Origin of the sequence: Lysinibacillus sp. AR18-8 (assembly GCF_001705465.1) — a bacterium.
In the GTDB taxonomy this organism is placed as follows: Bacteria; Bacillota; Bacilli; order Bacillales_A; family Planococcaceae; genus Lysinibacillus; species Lysinibacillus capsici.
This window is the reverse complement of sequence record NZ_MDGU01000023.1, coordinates 41,528-56,863: the sequence shown is the minus strand read 5'-3', so window position 1 is coordinate 56,863 and position 15,336 is coordinate 41,528. Positions and strand designations below refer to the sequence as shown.

15 protein-coding genes are annotated in these 15,336 nt (G+C 36.3%); 5 read left to right on the top strand and 10 right to left on the bottom strand.

The features are described from left to right. Positions 1 to 54 precede the first annotated feature (54 nt). A complete protein-coding gene (locus BFM98_RS16495) occupies positions 55 to 1,503 on the bottom strand; it encodes an Msr family ABC-F type ribosomal protection protein (RefSeq protein WP_066037937.1) in 1,449 nt (482 codons plus the stop codon). A 277-nt stretch (positions 1,504 to 1,780) separates the two neighbouring features. Beyond that, entirely contained in the window at positions 1,781 to 1,825 is a 45-nt protein-coding gene (locus BFM98_RS24590) for an erythromycin resistance leader peptide (protein WP_115364072.1), read from the bottom strand. Between the two features lie 202 nt (positions 1,826 to 2,027). Between BFM98_RS24590 and BFM98_RS16490 the strand changes: the two genes are divergently transcribed. Continuing rightward, on the top strand, positions 2,028 to 2,867 hold the full coding sequence (locus tag BFM98_RS16490) for a YitT family protein (protein ID WP_036079667.1): 840 nt from the start codon (positions 2,028 to 2,030) through the stop codon (positions 2,865 to 2,867). 263 nt (positions 2,868 to 3,130) lie between these two features. Here BFM98_RS16490 and BFM98_RS16485 read toward each other — a convergent pair whose 3' ends face one another. The 4 genes from BFM98_RS16485 to BFM98_RS16470 all read right to left on the bottom strand — a co-directional run bounded on the left by BFM98_RS16485 (position 3,131) and on the right by BFM98_RS16470 (position 8,090). Next, positions 3,131 to 4,039, bottom strand: coding sequence for a D-alanine--D-alanine ligase (locus BFM98_RS16485; protein ID WP_048393986.1), 909 nt, complete (start codon positions 4,037 to 4,039; stop codon positions 3,131 to 3,133). Positions 4,040 to 4,051: 12 nt separating this feature from the next. After that, on the bottom strand, positions 4,052 to 5,491 hold the full coding sequence (gene pdxR, locus BFM98_RS16480; RefSeq protein WP_066037936.1) for a MocR-like pyridoxine biosynthesis transcription factor PdxR: 1,440 nt from the start codon (positions 5,489 to 5,491) through the stop codon (positions 4,052 to 4,054). 176 nt (positions 5,492 to 5,667) lie between these two features. Next, complete coding sequence (locus BFM98_RS16475; RefSeq protein WP_054549704.1) at positions 5,668 to 7,122, bottom strand: sodium/proline symporter; 1,455 nt, start codon at positions 7,120 to 7,122, stop codon at positions 5,668 to 5,670. An 86-nt stretch (positions 7,123 to 7,208) separates the two neighbouring features. Continuing rightward, positions 7,209 to 8,090, bottom strand: coding sequence for a LysR family transcriptional regulator (locus BFM98_RS16470; protein ID WP_048393981.1), 882 nt, complete (start codon positions 8,088 to 8,090; stop codon positions 7,209 to 7,211). Positions 8,091 to 8,227: 137 nt separating this feature from the next. Here BFM98_RS16470 and BFM98_RS16465 point away from each other — a divergent pair, with 137 nt between their 5' ends. Next, positions 8,228 to 8,923 (top strand): L-2-amino-thiazoline-4-carboxylic acid hydrolase, encoded by a 696-nt coding sequence (locus BFM98_RS16465; RefSeq protein WP_048393979.1) that lies wholly within the window; start codon positions 8,228 to 8,230, stop codon positions 8,921 to 8,923. A gap of 4 nt (positions 8,924 to 8,927) precedes the next feature. Continuing rightward, positions 8,928 to 10,139: a Zn-dependent hydrolase gene (locus tag BFM98_RS16460; protein ID WP_066037935.1), complete on the top strand. Its 1,212-nt coding sequence runs from the start codon at positions 8,928 to 8,930 to the stop codon at positions 10,137 to 10,139. A 49-nt stretch (positions 10,140 to 10,188) separates the two neighbouring features. On the opposite strand, the gene BFM98_RS24035 is transcribed toward BFM98_RS16460, so the two are convergent. Further along, a complete protein-coding gene (locus BFM98_RS24035) occupies positions 10,189 to 10,338 on the bottom strand; it encodes a hypothetical protein (RefSeq protein WP_156181906.1) in 150 nt (49 codons plus the stop codon). A 220-nt stretch (positions 10,339 to 10,558) separates the two neighbouring features. On the opposite strand from BFM98_RS24035, the gene BFM98_RS16455 reads away from it, so the two are divergent. Together BFM98_RS16455 and BFM98_RS16450 are read left to right on the top strand one after the other, a co-directional pair. Continuing rightward, positions 10,559 to 11,341: an ABC transporter ATP-binding protein gene (locus tag BFM98_RS16455; protein WP_066037934.1), complete on the top strand. Its 783-nt coding sequence runs from the start codon at positions 10,559 to 10,561 to the stop codon at positions 11,339 to 11,341. Further along, positions 11,338 to 12,960 (top strand): hypothetical protein, encoded by a 1,623-nt coding sequence (locus BFM98_RS16450; RefSeq protein ID WP_066037933.1) that lies wholly within the window; start codon positions 11,338 to 11,340, stop codon positions 12,958 to 12,960. Before BFM98_RS16455 ends, BFM98_RS16450 begins: the two co-directional genes overlap by 4 nt. Before the next feature lie 62 nt (positions 12,961 to 13,022). Here the strand turns inward: BFM98_RS16450 and BFM98_RS16445 are convergent, their stop codons facing one another. The 3 genes from BFM98_RS16445 to BFM98_RS16435 form a co-directional block, all read right to left on the bottom strand. After that, complete coding sequence (locus BFM98_RS16445; RefSeq protein WP_066037932.1) at positions 13,023 to 14,303, bottom strand: histidine--tRNA ligase; 1,281 nt, start codon at positions 14,301 to 14,303, stop codon at positions 13,023 to 13,025. A 251-nt stretch (positions 14,304 to 14,554) separates the two neighbouring features. Continuing rightward, entirely contained in the window at positions 14,555 to 14,986 is a 432-nt protein-coding gene (locus tag BFM98_RS16440) for a MarR family winged helix-turn-helix transcriptional regulator (protein ID WP_048393972.1), read from the bottom strand. After that, positions 14,976 to 15,257 (bottom strand): transporter suffix domain-containing protein, encoded by a 282-nt coding sequence (locus tag BFM98_RS16435; protein ID WP_048393970.1) that lies wholly within the window; start codon positions 15,255 to 15,257, stop codon positions 14,976 to 14,978. Before BFM98_RS16435 ends, BFM98_RS16440 begins: the two co-directional genes overlap by 11 nt. Between the last annotated feature and the right edge of the window lie 79 nt (positions 15,258 to 15,336).

Sequence of the window (15,336 nt, the reverse complement as noted above, 5' to 3'; positions counted from 1 at the left end):
ATAAAAATTCACTAAAAAAGGTGCGATTCTCCTAATGGAATCGCACCTTTTCACTTAAAGTATTTTTTTATTATGAACAGTAAACTGAATATCTGCTACATTGTCGATAAAATTTTTATCATGTGTGACAAAGATTATTGTTCCCTCATAAGCAGCTATAAATTGTTCAAGGGCTTCGAGTGCTTGAATATCTAAGAAATTAGTTGGTTCATCCAACAGCAAAATATTATAATTTCCTAAAAATAGCTGACAAAGCTGAAGGCGTATGGCCTCACCACCACTAAGTGTGGTAATTTTCTTTTGTAAATCAGTGCCAGCAAACTGCATGGAATGAAGTACGCTTCGTAATAAACTTTCATCATATTCAGAGCGATTCTTTAAAAATTGTAGCACTGTTTCCTCACCAGCAAATTGGTAGCTCATCTGATGAAAATAACCTATTTTAGCCTTTGGAGAAATAGTTATACCCTCACCATTATTGGCTATATGTTTTAGTAATGTACTTTTACCACTACCATTGTTACCCTTAAGCGCAATTTTTTTACCTAACGGGATTTGGAAGCTCACCTCGTGTAATAGTACCTTATCTTGAGCATGTAAAGTGAATCGATCTGCCATAATGGGGTACTTATTATGCAATGCCAAGGCTTTTGATTGTCGAAAAACAATTTTTCTTTCTTCCTGAACCGCTTCTGCTTTATGAAGCTTCCCTATCCGATGTTCGATAGCTTTTGCTGCACGCTGTACGGCTTTTTGACTTGTGCCTTTGGACTTTGTCATAAACATACGATTAGGTTTAGCGTTAGCCTCTCTTTTAGACATATTGCCTGCCTGAGCAATTTTTTCAGCTTTTTTCATTTTTTCATCTACAGCTTTTTCAAGCCTGCTCTTTTCTTTCAAGTATTGTTCATGAGCCTGATTTTGTTGATCTTGCTCTAATTGCTTTTGCATGGCATACTCGCTGTAATTCCCTGAGTAGATCGTTACCTTACCACCATCTACCTCCCATATCGTTGTAACCAGCTCATCTAGTACAGCACGATCATGGCTAATGAGTATGAGGGCCCCATAATAATAACGTAATTCATCTAATAAAAATGAGATGCCGAGTTGATCCAAATGTGTTGTCGGCTCATCAATAAGCAAAGCTTCCTCATAAGAAGTAAATAATTGTGCTAGCTTTAATCTTGTTTGCTCTCCACCACTTAATCCTTCAGAATACGTAGGTACTGCTAATTTCCCTAATAACTGTGGATCTGCCTCTATTAACGTTGGTGCCTCCATCTGTTCAAAGTATCCGAAATGAACATGCCTTTTCAATTTCCCACTTATTGGTTGTATCTTGCCAGCAAGTAACTTCATCAACGTACTTTTACCTGCACCATTTTTACCAACGATTCCTATTCGGTCAAATTGATGCACAGCTAATTTTTCAATATTTAATAGTTCTTTATCTAAATAAGTAACGACTACATTCTCTAACTCAAAGCAAACCTTTTCCATTTTGCTACCTCCCGAAATTGATCATTCCGTACCGATAGCGATGGTATCGATACGAGCTTTTAATCAAAGCTCGTATTAAAAGAATAATAGACTATACATTTCACTTTCCTCCCTACATTCAATAAAAAAACACAGACAACTTTGCCTGTGATGTAAAGTAAAAGAGATTTATTGTAAGACAAACGTCTCTTTTTTCTCATGATTATGAAGATGATTAAAAAAGGACAGACTATCCCATTTACTCTGTTTTCACAAAACAGCGTTTGGCCCTATTCAGTTACTGGTTCAATATTGGGAAACGTAGTCTCATAGCATGTGTCATTTTTTAATAACCCTCCTAGCATTGTTACGACTATTATAAATTCTGGCTATAATATGTCAAGTTTCCAAAGTTCTCTCTAAAGACACACTAATTACTGTCGATATATCACAAATGAACATTCCAAAAAGTATATCATTTGCTGAAAACCTGATATAGTATGGAATTTAAGAAAAATAAAATTTGATTTGGTGGTGTTATGTGAATGAAGAAATATGTTATCGATATTTTAATGATTATGCTTGGATCACTGCTTTTTGCCCTAGCAGTTAACTTATTTGTTATTCCTAATGATTTAGGTGAAGGTGGCGTAACAGGCTTAACGATTATTGCTTATTATCTGTTCGGATGGTCGCCAAGTATTGTCAGCTTTGTTATGAACGCAGCTTTACTTATCGTTGGTTATAAATTTTTAAATAGACAAACAACAATTTATACAATCATTGCGGTCTCATTCCACTCTTTATTTTTACATTTAACAGAAACGTGGTCTATTTCTTCAGATGAGATTATCGTCAATACAATTTTTGGTGGCGTATTTGCAGGAGTCGGTATTGGCTTAATTATAAGAGTTGGTGGTACAACAGCAGGTTCTACAATTTTAGCGAGAATCACTAACAAATATCTTGGATGGAGTATTAGCTATGGACTTTTATTCTTCGATTTAATTGTTGCTTTTTCATCTTATTTTATCATTGGTGCGGAGGCATTAATGCTAACAATTGTTATGCTGTATGTTGGTACAAAGGTAATGGAGTTTGTTATTGAAGGGGTTAACCCTAAAAAGGCAGTTACCATTATCTCTAAAAAACCTGAAGACATTGCTGGACAGGTAACTGCTTATATGAATCGTGGGGTAACTGTGCTATCAGGTCATGGTTATTATACAAAGGAACAAAAGGAAATCCTGTATATTGTTATTAGTAAGCAAGAAGTTGTAAAGCTCAAAAAAATTGTCAAAGAAGTCGACAAGGACGCCTTTATTGCCATTCATGATGTAAGGGACGTTTTCGGAGAAGGCTTTATTGAATTAGCAAAATCATAAAACAATCAAAACACCTTTTGTAGGTAACAACAAAAGGTGTTTTATGTTGTTGAAAAAGATTTCACTAGCAGAAAAAGAACTTTTGGCAAAGCGAAGGGTTGATTTCCGTTCCGCCAGCGTCACTCAAATCACCATGTGCAAAAGTGTCTTTTCCTTATCTTTCATCCTAACAGTAAAGATCGAATAACCAATTAGAAGTAGCTTGGAACGGATGTTCATTTTCTCCTTTCACAAAAATTCTATTGGTGGTTTTGTTTTTCGATTTACCTATTTCTATCAATCTGTAAAGAGCTTTGGATAATGCTGTCTAATAGTGCTGAATAGCTGATCCCCGCAGCAAGGGCACTTTTTGGTAGTAGGCTATTTTGCGTCATGCCAGGCAACGTATTAACCTCCAACACATAAGGAACGCCATCCTTCATTAACATATCTACTCTTGCGTAGACACTGCATCTTAAAGCCTTGTAACTGATCATCGCAGCCTTTGCCACTCGGTCATGAATTGCAAGTGGTAGTTCCACAGGCTCCTCCACGGTAGAAGCATCGTCATATTTTGCCTGATAGTCAAAAAATACTGCTGTATGTTTGATTGACAGGACTGGCAATAGCTGTTCATTGAGTATTGGGCATGTAATTTCGTCACCAATCAAATACTGCTCAATAATGATTTCGTTATCCCACTTAAATACTTCTGCAACCGCAGCCAATAAGGCACTCCGATCATGGACAATTTGAACACCCACACTAGAGCCGCCAGCATTTGGTTTAACTACAAGTGGATAACCCATAAGCTCTATATCCTGCAAGGGCAACTCCTCTTCCTTTATGAGATGCACCCAATCTGGAGTTGCGACACCTTCATATCGAAGGATTTTTTTTGCCATATTTTTATCCATGCACAAACTACTTGCTAGAAGACCGCTTCCTGTATAAGGAATACCCAACGTTTCTAGTACCCCCTGAATCGTACCATCTTCCCCGAACTTACCGTGAAGTGCTAACAAAGCCACATCAATATCACCTACCTTGTCAATTACCTCTTTGTTGTTATCTAATGTGATTGCCACAACTTCGTATTTTTGCTTATCTAATTGAGTGACCATTTCCTTACCTGTCATGATGGAAACCTGCTTTTCAGAGGAAGTACCACCCATAATTACGCCAACCTTCATTTTTTCAACTCCTCATAACGTTTTCAATGTATCACCAATAATTTGAATACCTCGAACAATATCGTCATCTGCTAAACGGGAAAAACCTAAACGAAATGTATTACTACCTCTTCCATTTGTATAAAATACATCACCTGGATAAAATACAACGCCCTTGTCATAGCATTTCTCAAGCAACAATCGTGCATCTACGTCCTCTTTTAGTTCTATAAAAAGGTGAAGCCCCCCATCCCCTGTTATCCTGCTATAGGGAATGTATTGGATACAAGCTTGACGGGCAAGCTCATATTTTTTCTTGTAAACAAATCTTGCTTTCTTTAAATATTTTTCAAAGTAACCATCCTGTAAATATTGATATAACACTGCCTGATCCAGTGTTGATGTATGAATTGTTCGAGCTCTTTTCATACTTTCCAAGCTATCAATTAACTCCCTATCTGCTAAAATCCAGCCAACACGTAAGCCTGGGAAAAGAATTTTAGAAAAGCTACCAATATAGACAATGTTATTACCTATACCGCTAAAAGCGATTAGTGGTGCCAAATGTGAGCTTGAATACCTTAATTCCTCATTAAAACCATCTTCTATAATGGGTATTTGATATTTGGAAAAAAGCTGAAAAATAGCACTCCTTTTCTCGGAGGAAGTGACAATTCCTGTTGGATTATGATAGGACGGGATAAGATAGGCAAAATCAAAGTCCTTATCTGCTAATGTTTTTTCCACCTGTTCCATGTCAATCCCGTCATCTTGCATATCGATGCCATGTACGTCTAACCCATGCAAACGGAAAAGCTTCAATGCTGCATGATGTGTAGGATTTTCACATAGTACACGCCCTGATTTTTTAGCTAAAGAGGACAATAAAATATCTAGACCTTCTGTAAAACCATTTGTAATTAAAATATCTTTATTAGAAATGTCCACACCTTTCATCTCCATATAGCTAAGAAGGTGGTCAATTAAGGGCTTATAGCCCTTGGCATAGCCATAGTTTAAGACAATATCTCCTTCAATGGACATCCTTATGAGAAATGCCCTTTTGAAATTTTCAACATCAAAAAGCTTTTCTTCTGGAGCTATACTAGTAAATGAAATCATGCCTTTTTTCCAGTGTATATCTTGTCGTATTAAATCAATTTCATCAGCTAATAAAGTTGTTTCATTCAGCCTTTGTTTCCAATCTATTTCAATAGAAGAAGTTTTCAATGTAGTAACCTTTCCGATAAAATGCCCTTTTCCTTTCACTGCATAGATGATGCCATCTAGCTCTAATTCGGCATATGCGTTCAGCACCGTGTTTCTACTGACCGCTAATAACTTACTAAGTTCACGGGTAGATGGAAGCTTTTGATGTTCCAACAGATGCCCCTTGACAATCATGTCTTGAACATAATCCTTCAATTGTACATAAACTGGTCGTTCATCCATAAGCTTAAAATCACTAAACACTTCCTAACCCCCTTGCTTCATTTTTGCATAAACCCTGATAACCAAAAAGGTCCACACATTATGTAATTTCCTGTTAGAGTGGTTGCTCTTCTTTCTATCATATTTCAATATGGTCATAAGCATAAAAAGAAAACTCCTCTTTTGAGAAATATATCAGCAAAAAAGGAGTTTTATTATTATTTTAAAATATCATCCAGACCGTTTTCCTTTTTATCAGGACATACTAAGGACACCACAACTCCAACAATTAAGCAAATAAAGAATGTCGCTGCCTTGGCTGACACTACAGCCTCCATAGGTGACAGGGACCATACAATCGCACTAATAAAACCGACAATAATTGTAGCAATAACCCCAATGCCTGACACACGTTTCCAGAAAAAGATTAAAAGGATCACAACCGAAAATGTATTGCCAATCCCTGCCCATGCAAAGGATACCAAGCTATAAATTACAGAACCTGATTTGAGTGAAATGATAATACCCACAATCCCACTAATAACAGCCACTAGACGCGAAAGGTGAACTAATTTTTTGCTAGAAATATTCCAACGTAATGTTTTATGAATTATATCCTCACTTATCGATGTTGTGATGACTAACAATTGAGACGAAGCCGTTGACATAATAGCTGCTAAAATACCAGCCACAATAATTCCCGCAACCCAAGGTGGTAAAATTTCAAATACCATATGTGGCAATATCATTTCAGGATCTTCAATAGAACCTTGCTTATACAAAGTGGAGGCGAAAATCGCAGATAAAAAGGCACCCACATAGACAATTAATGTCCAAATAATCGCCATATTACGGCCAGTAATTCGCTCTTTTTCAGTAGTAATAGCCATAAAGCGAGAGCTCAATTGAGGTTGCCCCCCAAGCCAGCCAAAGAACCAGGATAGATTTGTAAATAACATCGCCCCTAAGGCAAGTCCATTTAAGCCTCCAACCCAACTATCTGCACCATTGCCCATTTGAGCTAGCTCTGTTGAAATGCTTAAACCTTGATGTTGAATTTCCATATAAGCTGCAATTGGAACAATAACAAACGAGATCAGCATTAAAAAACTTTGGATTGTATCTGTCCAAACAACGGACATAAATCCTCCCATACATGAATAGGCAATTATTATTGCTCCAATAATAATTGTTCCCCAAGTGATGTTGAGTCCTGAGAATGAATAAATCGTTTTACCCATCCCGGAAAATTGAGCTGCTAAATAGCAAACAAAGAATAACACCATTACTGCAGAAGCTAACCAACGAATTATATCTGCGTGCTTTGGAAATTTAACAGCAATATAATCTGTTAGGCTATTCACCTTATATTTTTGTTGCTCTGTCATAAAGCGCTTTGATAAAAATAGCCATGATGCAACAACGCCTAAAAGCATGCCAGATAAAATCCAAATGCCTGACAGCCCAGCCACATAAATAAAGCCAATTGCCCCTAAAAACATATAGGCTGATTCACCCGTTGCACGTTCAGAAAAGGCTAACGCCCAGCCCGGTAGTTTATTTCCCCCTAGAAAGTAATCATTATGTGATAAATCTTTTTTACTGAAGTATATCCCTACTCCTAGCATAGCGAGTAAATAGATAAATATTTCAACATAAACAATTGTATGCATATACCCAAAGTCCTCCATCTGATTAATCTAAACAATCCCAATTGGTTTTATCAGATAATAGTTCGGGTTTTTTTAATTGTCAATAACTAATTTTGTAAAAAGGAGGCAAAGTATTTCGATATTTCTACAAACTTTAAAGCTCCTGGAGAAAGATGAATACTGTGTTTGTGTGCAATTCCAACCTGTCTGATATATGCTTGATAAAATTTTTTTCTAATCAGGTTACTTGGTGCATGTAGTAAAAGCGAGTTCGGCACAACAGAAATGCCTAAATTTTCATTGACCATTGTCAAAATGACTTGGTCAACTGATAATTCATAGACTACATTGGGATGGATTTTATGTTTAGCTAAGATCCTTGATACATCTCTATCAATCGTACGTTTAGGCATAATCCAGCGTTCATCCTGCAATTGCTCTAGAGAGAGCCTCTCTTCCTTCGCCAATGGATGCTCCTGTGCCATAATGCAAACAAGCTCATCATTAAAAATCGCATCGAATACAAGATGTTTAGAATTTGGTTGCACTAAAAAACCGATATCGACAACGCCATTATGAAGCCATTCTTCGATTTGATCATAATCTCCCTCCATCAAACGTATTTGTAGGTCTGGATGATGCTGTTCGAAATACGCTAAAACCTTTGGTAATAAGACCAGAGAAACACTTGGTAGAATACCAACCGATAACGTCCCCCCAATGAGATTTTTTAAATTTGCTACAGAGGTTTCAAGCTGCTGTTGTTGCTGCAATATTTTTGAGATGTGTTCGTAAACAATTTTCCCCTCACTCGTTAAAACAATATTATTGCGGTTTCGAATAATTAGAGAAAGCCCTAATTCTGCCTCTAAATTACTAATCGTATGACTGATTGAAGACTGTGTGAGATTGAGCTTTAAGCCTGTTTCTGTAAAATTTCCTGTATCGATAAGTGTATGGAAAGCAATATATTGTGCTAATGTAGCCATGCTATTCTGCTCCTTTTATGATTTTTTTTCATAGTTGATTGTGTAAATATTCATTTGATTTAAATTACTTGCCACCTCTATAATAAAAATAAAATCCAAGTAAATCAATATGATTTGTTGATGAGGGGGCTCATAAAATGGCAGAGGAAAGATTAATGATGAAGGCTTTATCTATGGACATAATTACCGCAAAAATGTTTACAGAATTACATCTCTCCATTACAGAGCAGTATGGAGAGCATGGTCGGAGATTAGTACAAAAAGGCTTAGAGGCGTTTGGTTTAAAGGATGCTGAAGCCATGGCGAAAAAAGCAACAGCAGAAGGGGAAAATCATACTTTCTTTGAATACTTACCCCAAATCGTTGTAGGTGAAGAGAAATTTGCTGATTTAACACCGTTTGCTCGATTTTCTAAAATGTTTGCACAGATTGCCAAGCCAGTTGTAGATGAATATGGAGAAGCTGGTGAACAAGTGATTATGCGGGCAGTAGAACGTTTTGGTCATAAGCGAGGCCAAGGTATTGCTCAACGTGCTCGCACAAACGGTCTAGAAAATTCCGTGGAGCATTATTTAACTAACTATGATATGGGTCGCAGTGATTTGTTTGAAATCGATACAGTTTATAAGGAAAATGAGGTTGAACAAACGTTTACTCACTGCCCATTAGGTCAACAATGGGCAGATGATGATATGGGTAAATATGGAATTTTGTATTGTAAAGTCATCGACCCCTCTATTGCTAAAGGGTACAATAAAAGCCTAGAGGTGGTACATGATCAATTTGTTTTACGTGAAGGACAGTGCCACTTCCAATTCCAAATGAAAGAGTGATGTCATGATTAACGGAGTTAGGCTCGTACAGCATCTTCAAGACTTAAGTCAAATTGGTCGTAATGAAAAGACAGGTGGCATTAACCGCTTCTCGTTCACACCAGAAGAAAAGCAGGCAATTGAGTTAGTTACAACTTATATGGAACAAGCAGGTATGAATGTCACAATCGATGCAGTTGGAAACCTTATTGGTACATATGGTGAAGGAAATGAAACCATTATGCTAGGTTCTCACATCGATACAGTACCAGAGGGTGGCAAATATGATGGAGCATTAGGGGTGCTAGCAGCTATTGAAGTGGTACATACTATGCATGAGCAACAGTTGATACCCTCTAAAAAAATTCAAGTTGTCGCTTTTAAGGATGAGGAAGGAACAAGATTTGGCTTTGGGCTCCTTGGCAGTAGTGCAATGGCTGGTCTTTTAACAGAGGAGCAATTACAGCATACAGATGAAGCTGGCATTTCCATCGAAGAAGCCATGAAAGATTTCCATTTATCACCTTATCCTTTAACACAAGTGCATCGTAATGACATAAAAGCTTATTTAGAAATGCATATCGAGCAAGGAAAAGTGTTAGAAAATGAAGACCTACCAGTCGGTGTTGTCACAGGTATTGCAGCCCCATTATGGTTAGAGGTAACCGTAACGGGTGTCAGTGAACATGCTGGTGCAACCCCTATGCCGATTCGTCAGGATGCTCTAACTGCAGCAAGTGAAATGATTTTAGCTATTGAGCAACTATTAACCAATACAACAGATTCCGTTGCAACGGTTGGTAAGCTAACGGTCTCCCCAAATGGGACAAACGTTATTCCAGGTAAAGTTACGTTCTCGATTGATCTTCGTGATATTGACGAAAATAAAGTAAGTGCATTAGAGCAAGAAATTATGCAACAGCTTCAACAAATTGCTGAACGAAGACATGTCTCATTGGCTTCTAAAGTATTACAGCGCATTAAGCCTGCAAAAACCGATGCCTTACTACAACAGCAACTTACTACAAGTATTGAAAAGCAAGGTATACGTCCTTATTCTCTCATAAGTGGTGCTGGGCATGATGCAATGAATATAGTTGAAATTGCCCCGATTGGGATGCTATTCGTCCGTTCAAAGGATGGTATTAGTCACAATCCCTTAGAATACAGTTCAGATGAGGATATTATTGTAGCAACTAATATTTTTTATGATACAGTTGTTGAACTTGCTAAATAGACTACTATATAGAAGAAAGCCATTCTCTAATTTTTTTAGAATGGCTTTTTTAATTTTTTCCATAACCTTCATTTTTAGCTTGAGTAATCACCTTTTGAATAAAAGGCTCTTTTTTCAGAGTATATGTTGGGCGAATCATATTGAAAAAGATAGCCCAATTTGGTTTATAGTCGGACAATACCACTTCAATTTTTTTCATATGTCCTTCACCTCACTTTTTTGAAATAAGCCAACTATAAATAAAGCGTATTTACCTTAAAATAATAAATCTATTTCGTTTTTAAATTTCCCTTTATATAAGAAGATCTCTCTATTTTTGATTGAACTGGTTTCATTTTAGCATAAGGAATATTATCTCTTTTAATATGATATAGTGTAATTATGGTTAATTTTCCAAATTAATTGAAAGGGGCTATAAAATGGAAGAGATTTTAACAATTACGAATTTAACGAAGAGTTATGGAAACAAGGAAATTTTGAAAGGGATTGACCTTCACGCAGCCAGAGGTGAAATCATCGGTTATATCGGCCCCAATGGCGCGGGTAAAAGTACAACTGTAAAACTTATTCTAGGGCTAGAAGGTGATTATGGTGGCGAGATTAAGCTCTTTGGGAAAAGCATAGGACAAGACCAGATTGATTATAAACGGCGAATTGGTTACGTCCCTGAAATCGCTGATGTTTATGATAACTTAACAGGCTATGAGTATTTAACCTTCATCGGCCAGCTATATGGATTAGAGCTAGAGGAGGCGGCTGACAAATCCAAATCACTAATGGAACTGTTTGGAGTTGGTGAAGCATACCATTCTAGAATTTCTTCCTATTCTAAAGGCATGCGTCAAAAACTACTAATTATTGCAAGCCTTATACATAATCCAGACCTGCTATTTTTAGATGAACCAATCAATGGCCTAGACGCAAACAGTGTCATGATTTTTAAAGAAATCTTAACGCAACTAGCTGCCAATGGAAAGACTATATTTTACTCATCACACATTATGGATGTCGTTGAAAAAATCAGTAGCCGCATCATTTTGCTGTATGATGGAAAAATTGCAGCGGACGGAACATTTGCCCAATTACAAGCAGATAATACTGAAGGAACATTAGAAAGAATTTTTAACCAGTTAACAGGATTTCATGAACATCAGGAAATCGGAGAAAAATTTGTGTCCGTCGTTCGTGGGGGACAATTATGACAGATTTCAAAACGCTACGATTGCTTGATAAGTTCCGATGGCTTTTTATAAAAATGGGCATTGATTATGACATGATGAGAAAAATCCTCCATATAAAATTAACAATGGATGAACGGAAAGTACCTACCCTATTTAATCAAAACAAAAAGAAAGACAATCAAAAGTATGGCTACATTAAGTCTCTATGGATTTATATGTTATTCGGGCTTATACTCATCCCGCTTATGGGATTTGGTCAAAATTTTCTATTTCAGATGAGTATCGCCTTTGCAATGATCATCTTTTTGATTATGACTTCATTGATTTCTGACTTTTCTTCTGTGCTTTTAGATGTACGAGATAAAAGCATACTTTCAACTAAGCCTATTTCAGCTAAAACAATTAATGCAGCAAAATTTATGCATATTTTTATTTATTTATCCTATTTAACATTGGCCCTAACAGCCATCCCTCTAATAGTCAGCCTTTTTACTCAAGGTATTGTGTTTTTTATTTTAACAGGTCTTGAGATTCTATTAATGAATTTATTTATAGTTGCCATCACAGCCATTTTATATATTGCCATTTTACGCTTCTTCGATGGTGAAAAGCTGAAGGATATGATTAATTATGTACAAATCGCTTTATCTCTAATGCTGATGATTGGCTACCAAGTTCTTATTCGATCCTTTGAATTCGTCAATTTAGATATGGTAGTATCGTTTCATTGGTGGAACCTCTTCTTAATACCGATGTGGTTCGCTGCCCCTTATGAACTCATACTGCATGGTGATACATCCTTATTGACAGTCATTTATACCATCTTAGCAGTGATTGTACCTATTATTTCGATTTGGATCTATATTAAACTCATACCAACCTTTGAACGCAATCTCCAAAAACTGCTAAGTACAAGTAAGTCTAAAAAGGAAAAGAACAATCGACTAAAGTCGTTTTTATTAACCATTGTGTGTAGAACACACGAGGAACGAGCTTTCTATCGCTTCGCAGCTCTGATGATGAAGCAAGAGCGAGAGTTTAAGCTAAAGGTCTACCCATCTTTAGGCTTTTCATTTATTATTCCCTTTATTTTCATGTTTACTTTTAGCAGAGGGGAAGAAGTCGATTATGCTAGTAGTATGAGCTATTTAAATATCTATTTTAGTATGATGATTATACCATCCGCTGTCCTTATGCTTGGTCACTCTGCTAAATATAAGGCTGCATGGATTTATAAAACGCTACCGCTTAAAGATTATACAGATTTACAAAAAGGTAGCTTAAAGGCATTTTTAATTAAATTGTATACTCCGTTATTTTTAGTACTAAGTATAGTCTTTAGCTATATTTATGGTATTCGAATTATCCCTGATTTACTAGCTGTTTTGGTAACAAGTTGGTTATATACCATCCTTTGTTTCGTCATGATGACAAACAAATTACCCTTTACCAAACCCTATGATGAAGTTAATGATGCGCAAGGCTGGAAGATTCTTTTGTTATTGCTCCCTTTAGGTTTACTTGTAGGGCTGCACTATATAATAGCTAGTCAGATAACATACGGCTCTACTATATATTTCATTGTGCTTTTCTTCATCAACATCTTGATATGGAAACTGGTTTTTAAATCGAAAAAATAACCAAAAAACGGCTCAAATCCTATAATAGAGTGGGATCAGCCGTTTTTTTCATGCTATGGTGTTTAAAAGATAAATGCAACGATTTCTTCCTCACCGCTTTTCATATCTTTTATTTTATACATATTTTGATTGACCTCATTATCTCCTAATACAATAACCTTTGGTGTGTTTTCACGATTGGCTTTTTCCATCGCCTTTTTCACTTTTTTCCCACTTAGCTCAACTTCTATCTTATATTTTTCTCGCCGTAATGCAGTTGCTAGCTTTAGTGCCTCTTTTTCTGTTCCCAGAGGAATAATATAAATATCCACGCTAGGAGCGTTTTGCTCTATTTTTCCCGAAAGCTCTAGTGCTGTATAGATGACATCTAAACCAAATGAAATACCAACAGTAGCATAGGTTTGATTTGTCTCTAAAAGGCCACCAATAGCATTGTCATAGCGTCCCCCACTACCAATACTTGAGCGGATTGTTCCATCTGCTAAAAAAATTTCATAAATTGTTCCTGTGTAAATTTCAAGTCCCCTCGCTAAAAATGGATTGAAAATACATTGGTCACTTATTTCAAGTGCCTCTAAATAAGAAGTTAGATCCATTAATTCCTGTAAACCTTGTTGTAAAAAGACATTCTCGGTCGCGAATCCTTTAAAATACGCCATACTTATTTGAGGACGTTCATCTAAAAAGTGCTTTATTTTATGAATACTATTATCTGATAACCCCAATGCCTTCAATTCTGCGAGCATTGTTTTCTCGTCTATTTTTTCAATCTTATCTAATGTTAAAATAACTCGATTCATTTGTTCCTGTTCAACCTCAAATAATTGCAGTAAACCAACTAAAAGCTTGCGATTATTATATTGGAGATTAATTTTAAGTTTAAGCTGATCAAAGGCATCTATCGCCATCATCATTAGCTCCGCCTCAGCAGCCTGTGATTCTACCCCAACAATATCTACATCACATTGTGTAAATTCGCGAAAACGACCAGCCTTGATGGGGCCATCTCGAAACACTTTGCCAATCTCATATCGTTTAAATGGCATAGCAATCGCTGGATTCATCGCTACAACTTTTGCAAATGGAATTGTTAAATCATAGCGTAACGCTAAATCTCGCTCACCTCGATCTGTTAATGTATACATCTCCTCTAAAATCTCAGCACCACCAGCATATTTAGAAGCCATCAACTCTGTATAGTTAAGAATAGGTGTTTCTAACGGCTTGCAGCCATAGGCTATAAATGTATCTTCTAACGTACGTCGTATCACACGACGAGTAGCCTCTTGCTCTGGTAAATAATCTTGTGTTCCTCGAACATTCTGATAGTCCATTTTTTTCATCATAATCTCCTCCTCATTTTTTGAGCAATAAAAAAACCGTATAGCGATAAAGCTTCAAATCAGCTTTATTTATACGATTACATGAGAAATAGTCTTCCTATTCAATATTAATAAGTTAATAAGGATAGCAAGACTAGTGATGATGATGATGTTTTATTGTGAATGATTGGACAAGAGTAATGACCATGTTTATTCCCCCTTTTATATTAAGGGTTACTATAAGACACACCCAATAGAATGTCAAATTTTTTCTAAAATTCACACAGTATTTTTTTCATTTTTTCTAGAGTAGCTAACATTTCAGCTAACTCTTCAGTTGTTAAGTGAGCATGGTACTTTTCTGTAATCTGTTGATTAAAGGCTTCGACTTCCTGTTTATATAATAGACCCTTCTCGCCTAATTCGACAGAAAAGGCACGCTTATCCTCCTCATGCTGCCTTTTCATTATATAGCCATCCTGTTCAAGCTTGGTTAATTGCTGACTCACTGCACTTTTTGTAATAGCCATTTTATCTGCTAGTTCTGAAGGCGAGCAGGATGGATGACGCATCACTAATGTTAAAAGAACATATTGCTGATTATTTAAGGAGAAATTAGTATAAGCCCTTTCCATTTTCTCAAGCATGATCCAAATATCTTCAATGGTTTGATTTATTTGCTCCGCTACCTGGTTATTCTTCATTTTTTTGAGTGTCACCTTTTTCTCTCCATTTTTTAGGATTTAGATAGCTTTTAAATTTGTTGGCTACTTCTTTTCCAACAAGTAAAGCACCAAGCCAAAATAAGATTTCAGCCATAATAATACTTCCTGGTATAATCCCTGCCTTTACTTTTGTAGGTATCGGTGTGAAAGGTGTAATAATTGGGATTAACCATAATGAAAGTGAAAAGATAATAATGCCTAGTCCAAGCTTATAAGCAAAAGATTTTTGTGTTTTTTCGTTAGAGGTCATGTATCTTCTCCTGTAATAATTAATTTATTTAAGTTAACTAAACTATATGATACATTTCTTTTTATGTAAAGCTTTTTAA

Bases quoted from the DNA above. Each gene is read 5' to 3' on its own strand.
- BFM98_RS16495 (WP_066037937.1), bottom strand. From the start codon at position 1,503: ATGGAAAAGGTTTGCTTTGAGTTAGAGAATGTAGTCGTTACTTATTTA.
- BFM98_RS16490 (WP_036079667.1), top strand. From the start codon at position 2,028: ATGAAGAAATATGTTATCGATATTTTAATGATTATGCTTGGATCACTG.
- BFM98_RS16485 (WP_048393986.1), bottom strand. From the start codon at position 4,039: ATGAAGGTTGGCGTAATTATGGGTGGTACTTCCTCTGAAAAGCAGGTT.
- BFM98_RS16475 (WP_054549704.1), bottom strand. From the start codon at position 7,122: ATGCATACAATTGTTTATGTTGAAATATTTATCTATTTACTCGCTATG.
- BFM98_RS16470 (WP_048393981.1), bottom strand. From the start codon at position 8,090: ATGGCTACATTAGCACAATATATTGCTTTCCATACACTTATCGATACA.
- BFM98_RS16465 (WP_048393979.1), top strand. From the start codon at position 8,228: ATGGCAGAGGAAAGATTAATGATGAAGGCTTTATCTATGGACATAATT.
- BFM98_RS16460 (WP_066037935.1), top strand. From the start codon at position 8,928: ATGATTAACGGAGTTAGGCTCGTACAGCATCTTCAAGACTTAAGTCAA.
- BFM98_RS24035 (WP_156181906.1), bottom strand. From the start codon at position 10,338: ATGAAAAAAATTGAAGTGGTATTGTCCGACTATAAACCAAATTGGGCT.
- BFM98_RS16455 (WP_066037934.1), top strand. From the start codon at position 10,559: ATGGAAGAGATTTTAACAATTACGAATTTAACGAAGAGTTATGGAAAC.
- BFM98_RS16450 (WP_066037933.1), top strand. From the start codon at position 11,338: ATGACAGATTTCAAAACGCTACGATTGCTTGATAAGTTCCGATGGCTT.
- BFM98_RS16445 (WP_066037932.1), bottom strand. From the start codon at position 14,303: ATGAAAAAAATGGACTATCAGAATGTTCGAGGAACACAAGATTATTTA.
- BFM98_RS16440 (WP_048393972.1), bottom strand. From the start codon at position 14,986: ATGAAGAATAACCAGGTAGCGGAGCAAATAAATCAAACCATTGAAGAT.
- BFM98_RS16435 (WP_048393970.1), bottom strand. From the start codon at position 15,257: ATGACCTCTAACGAAAAAACACAAAAATCTTTTGCTTATAAGCTTGGA.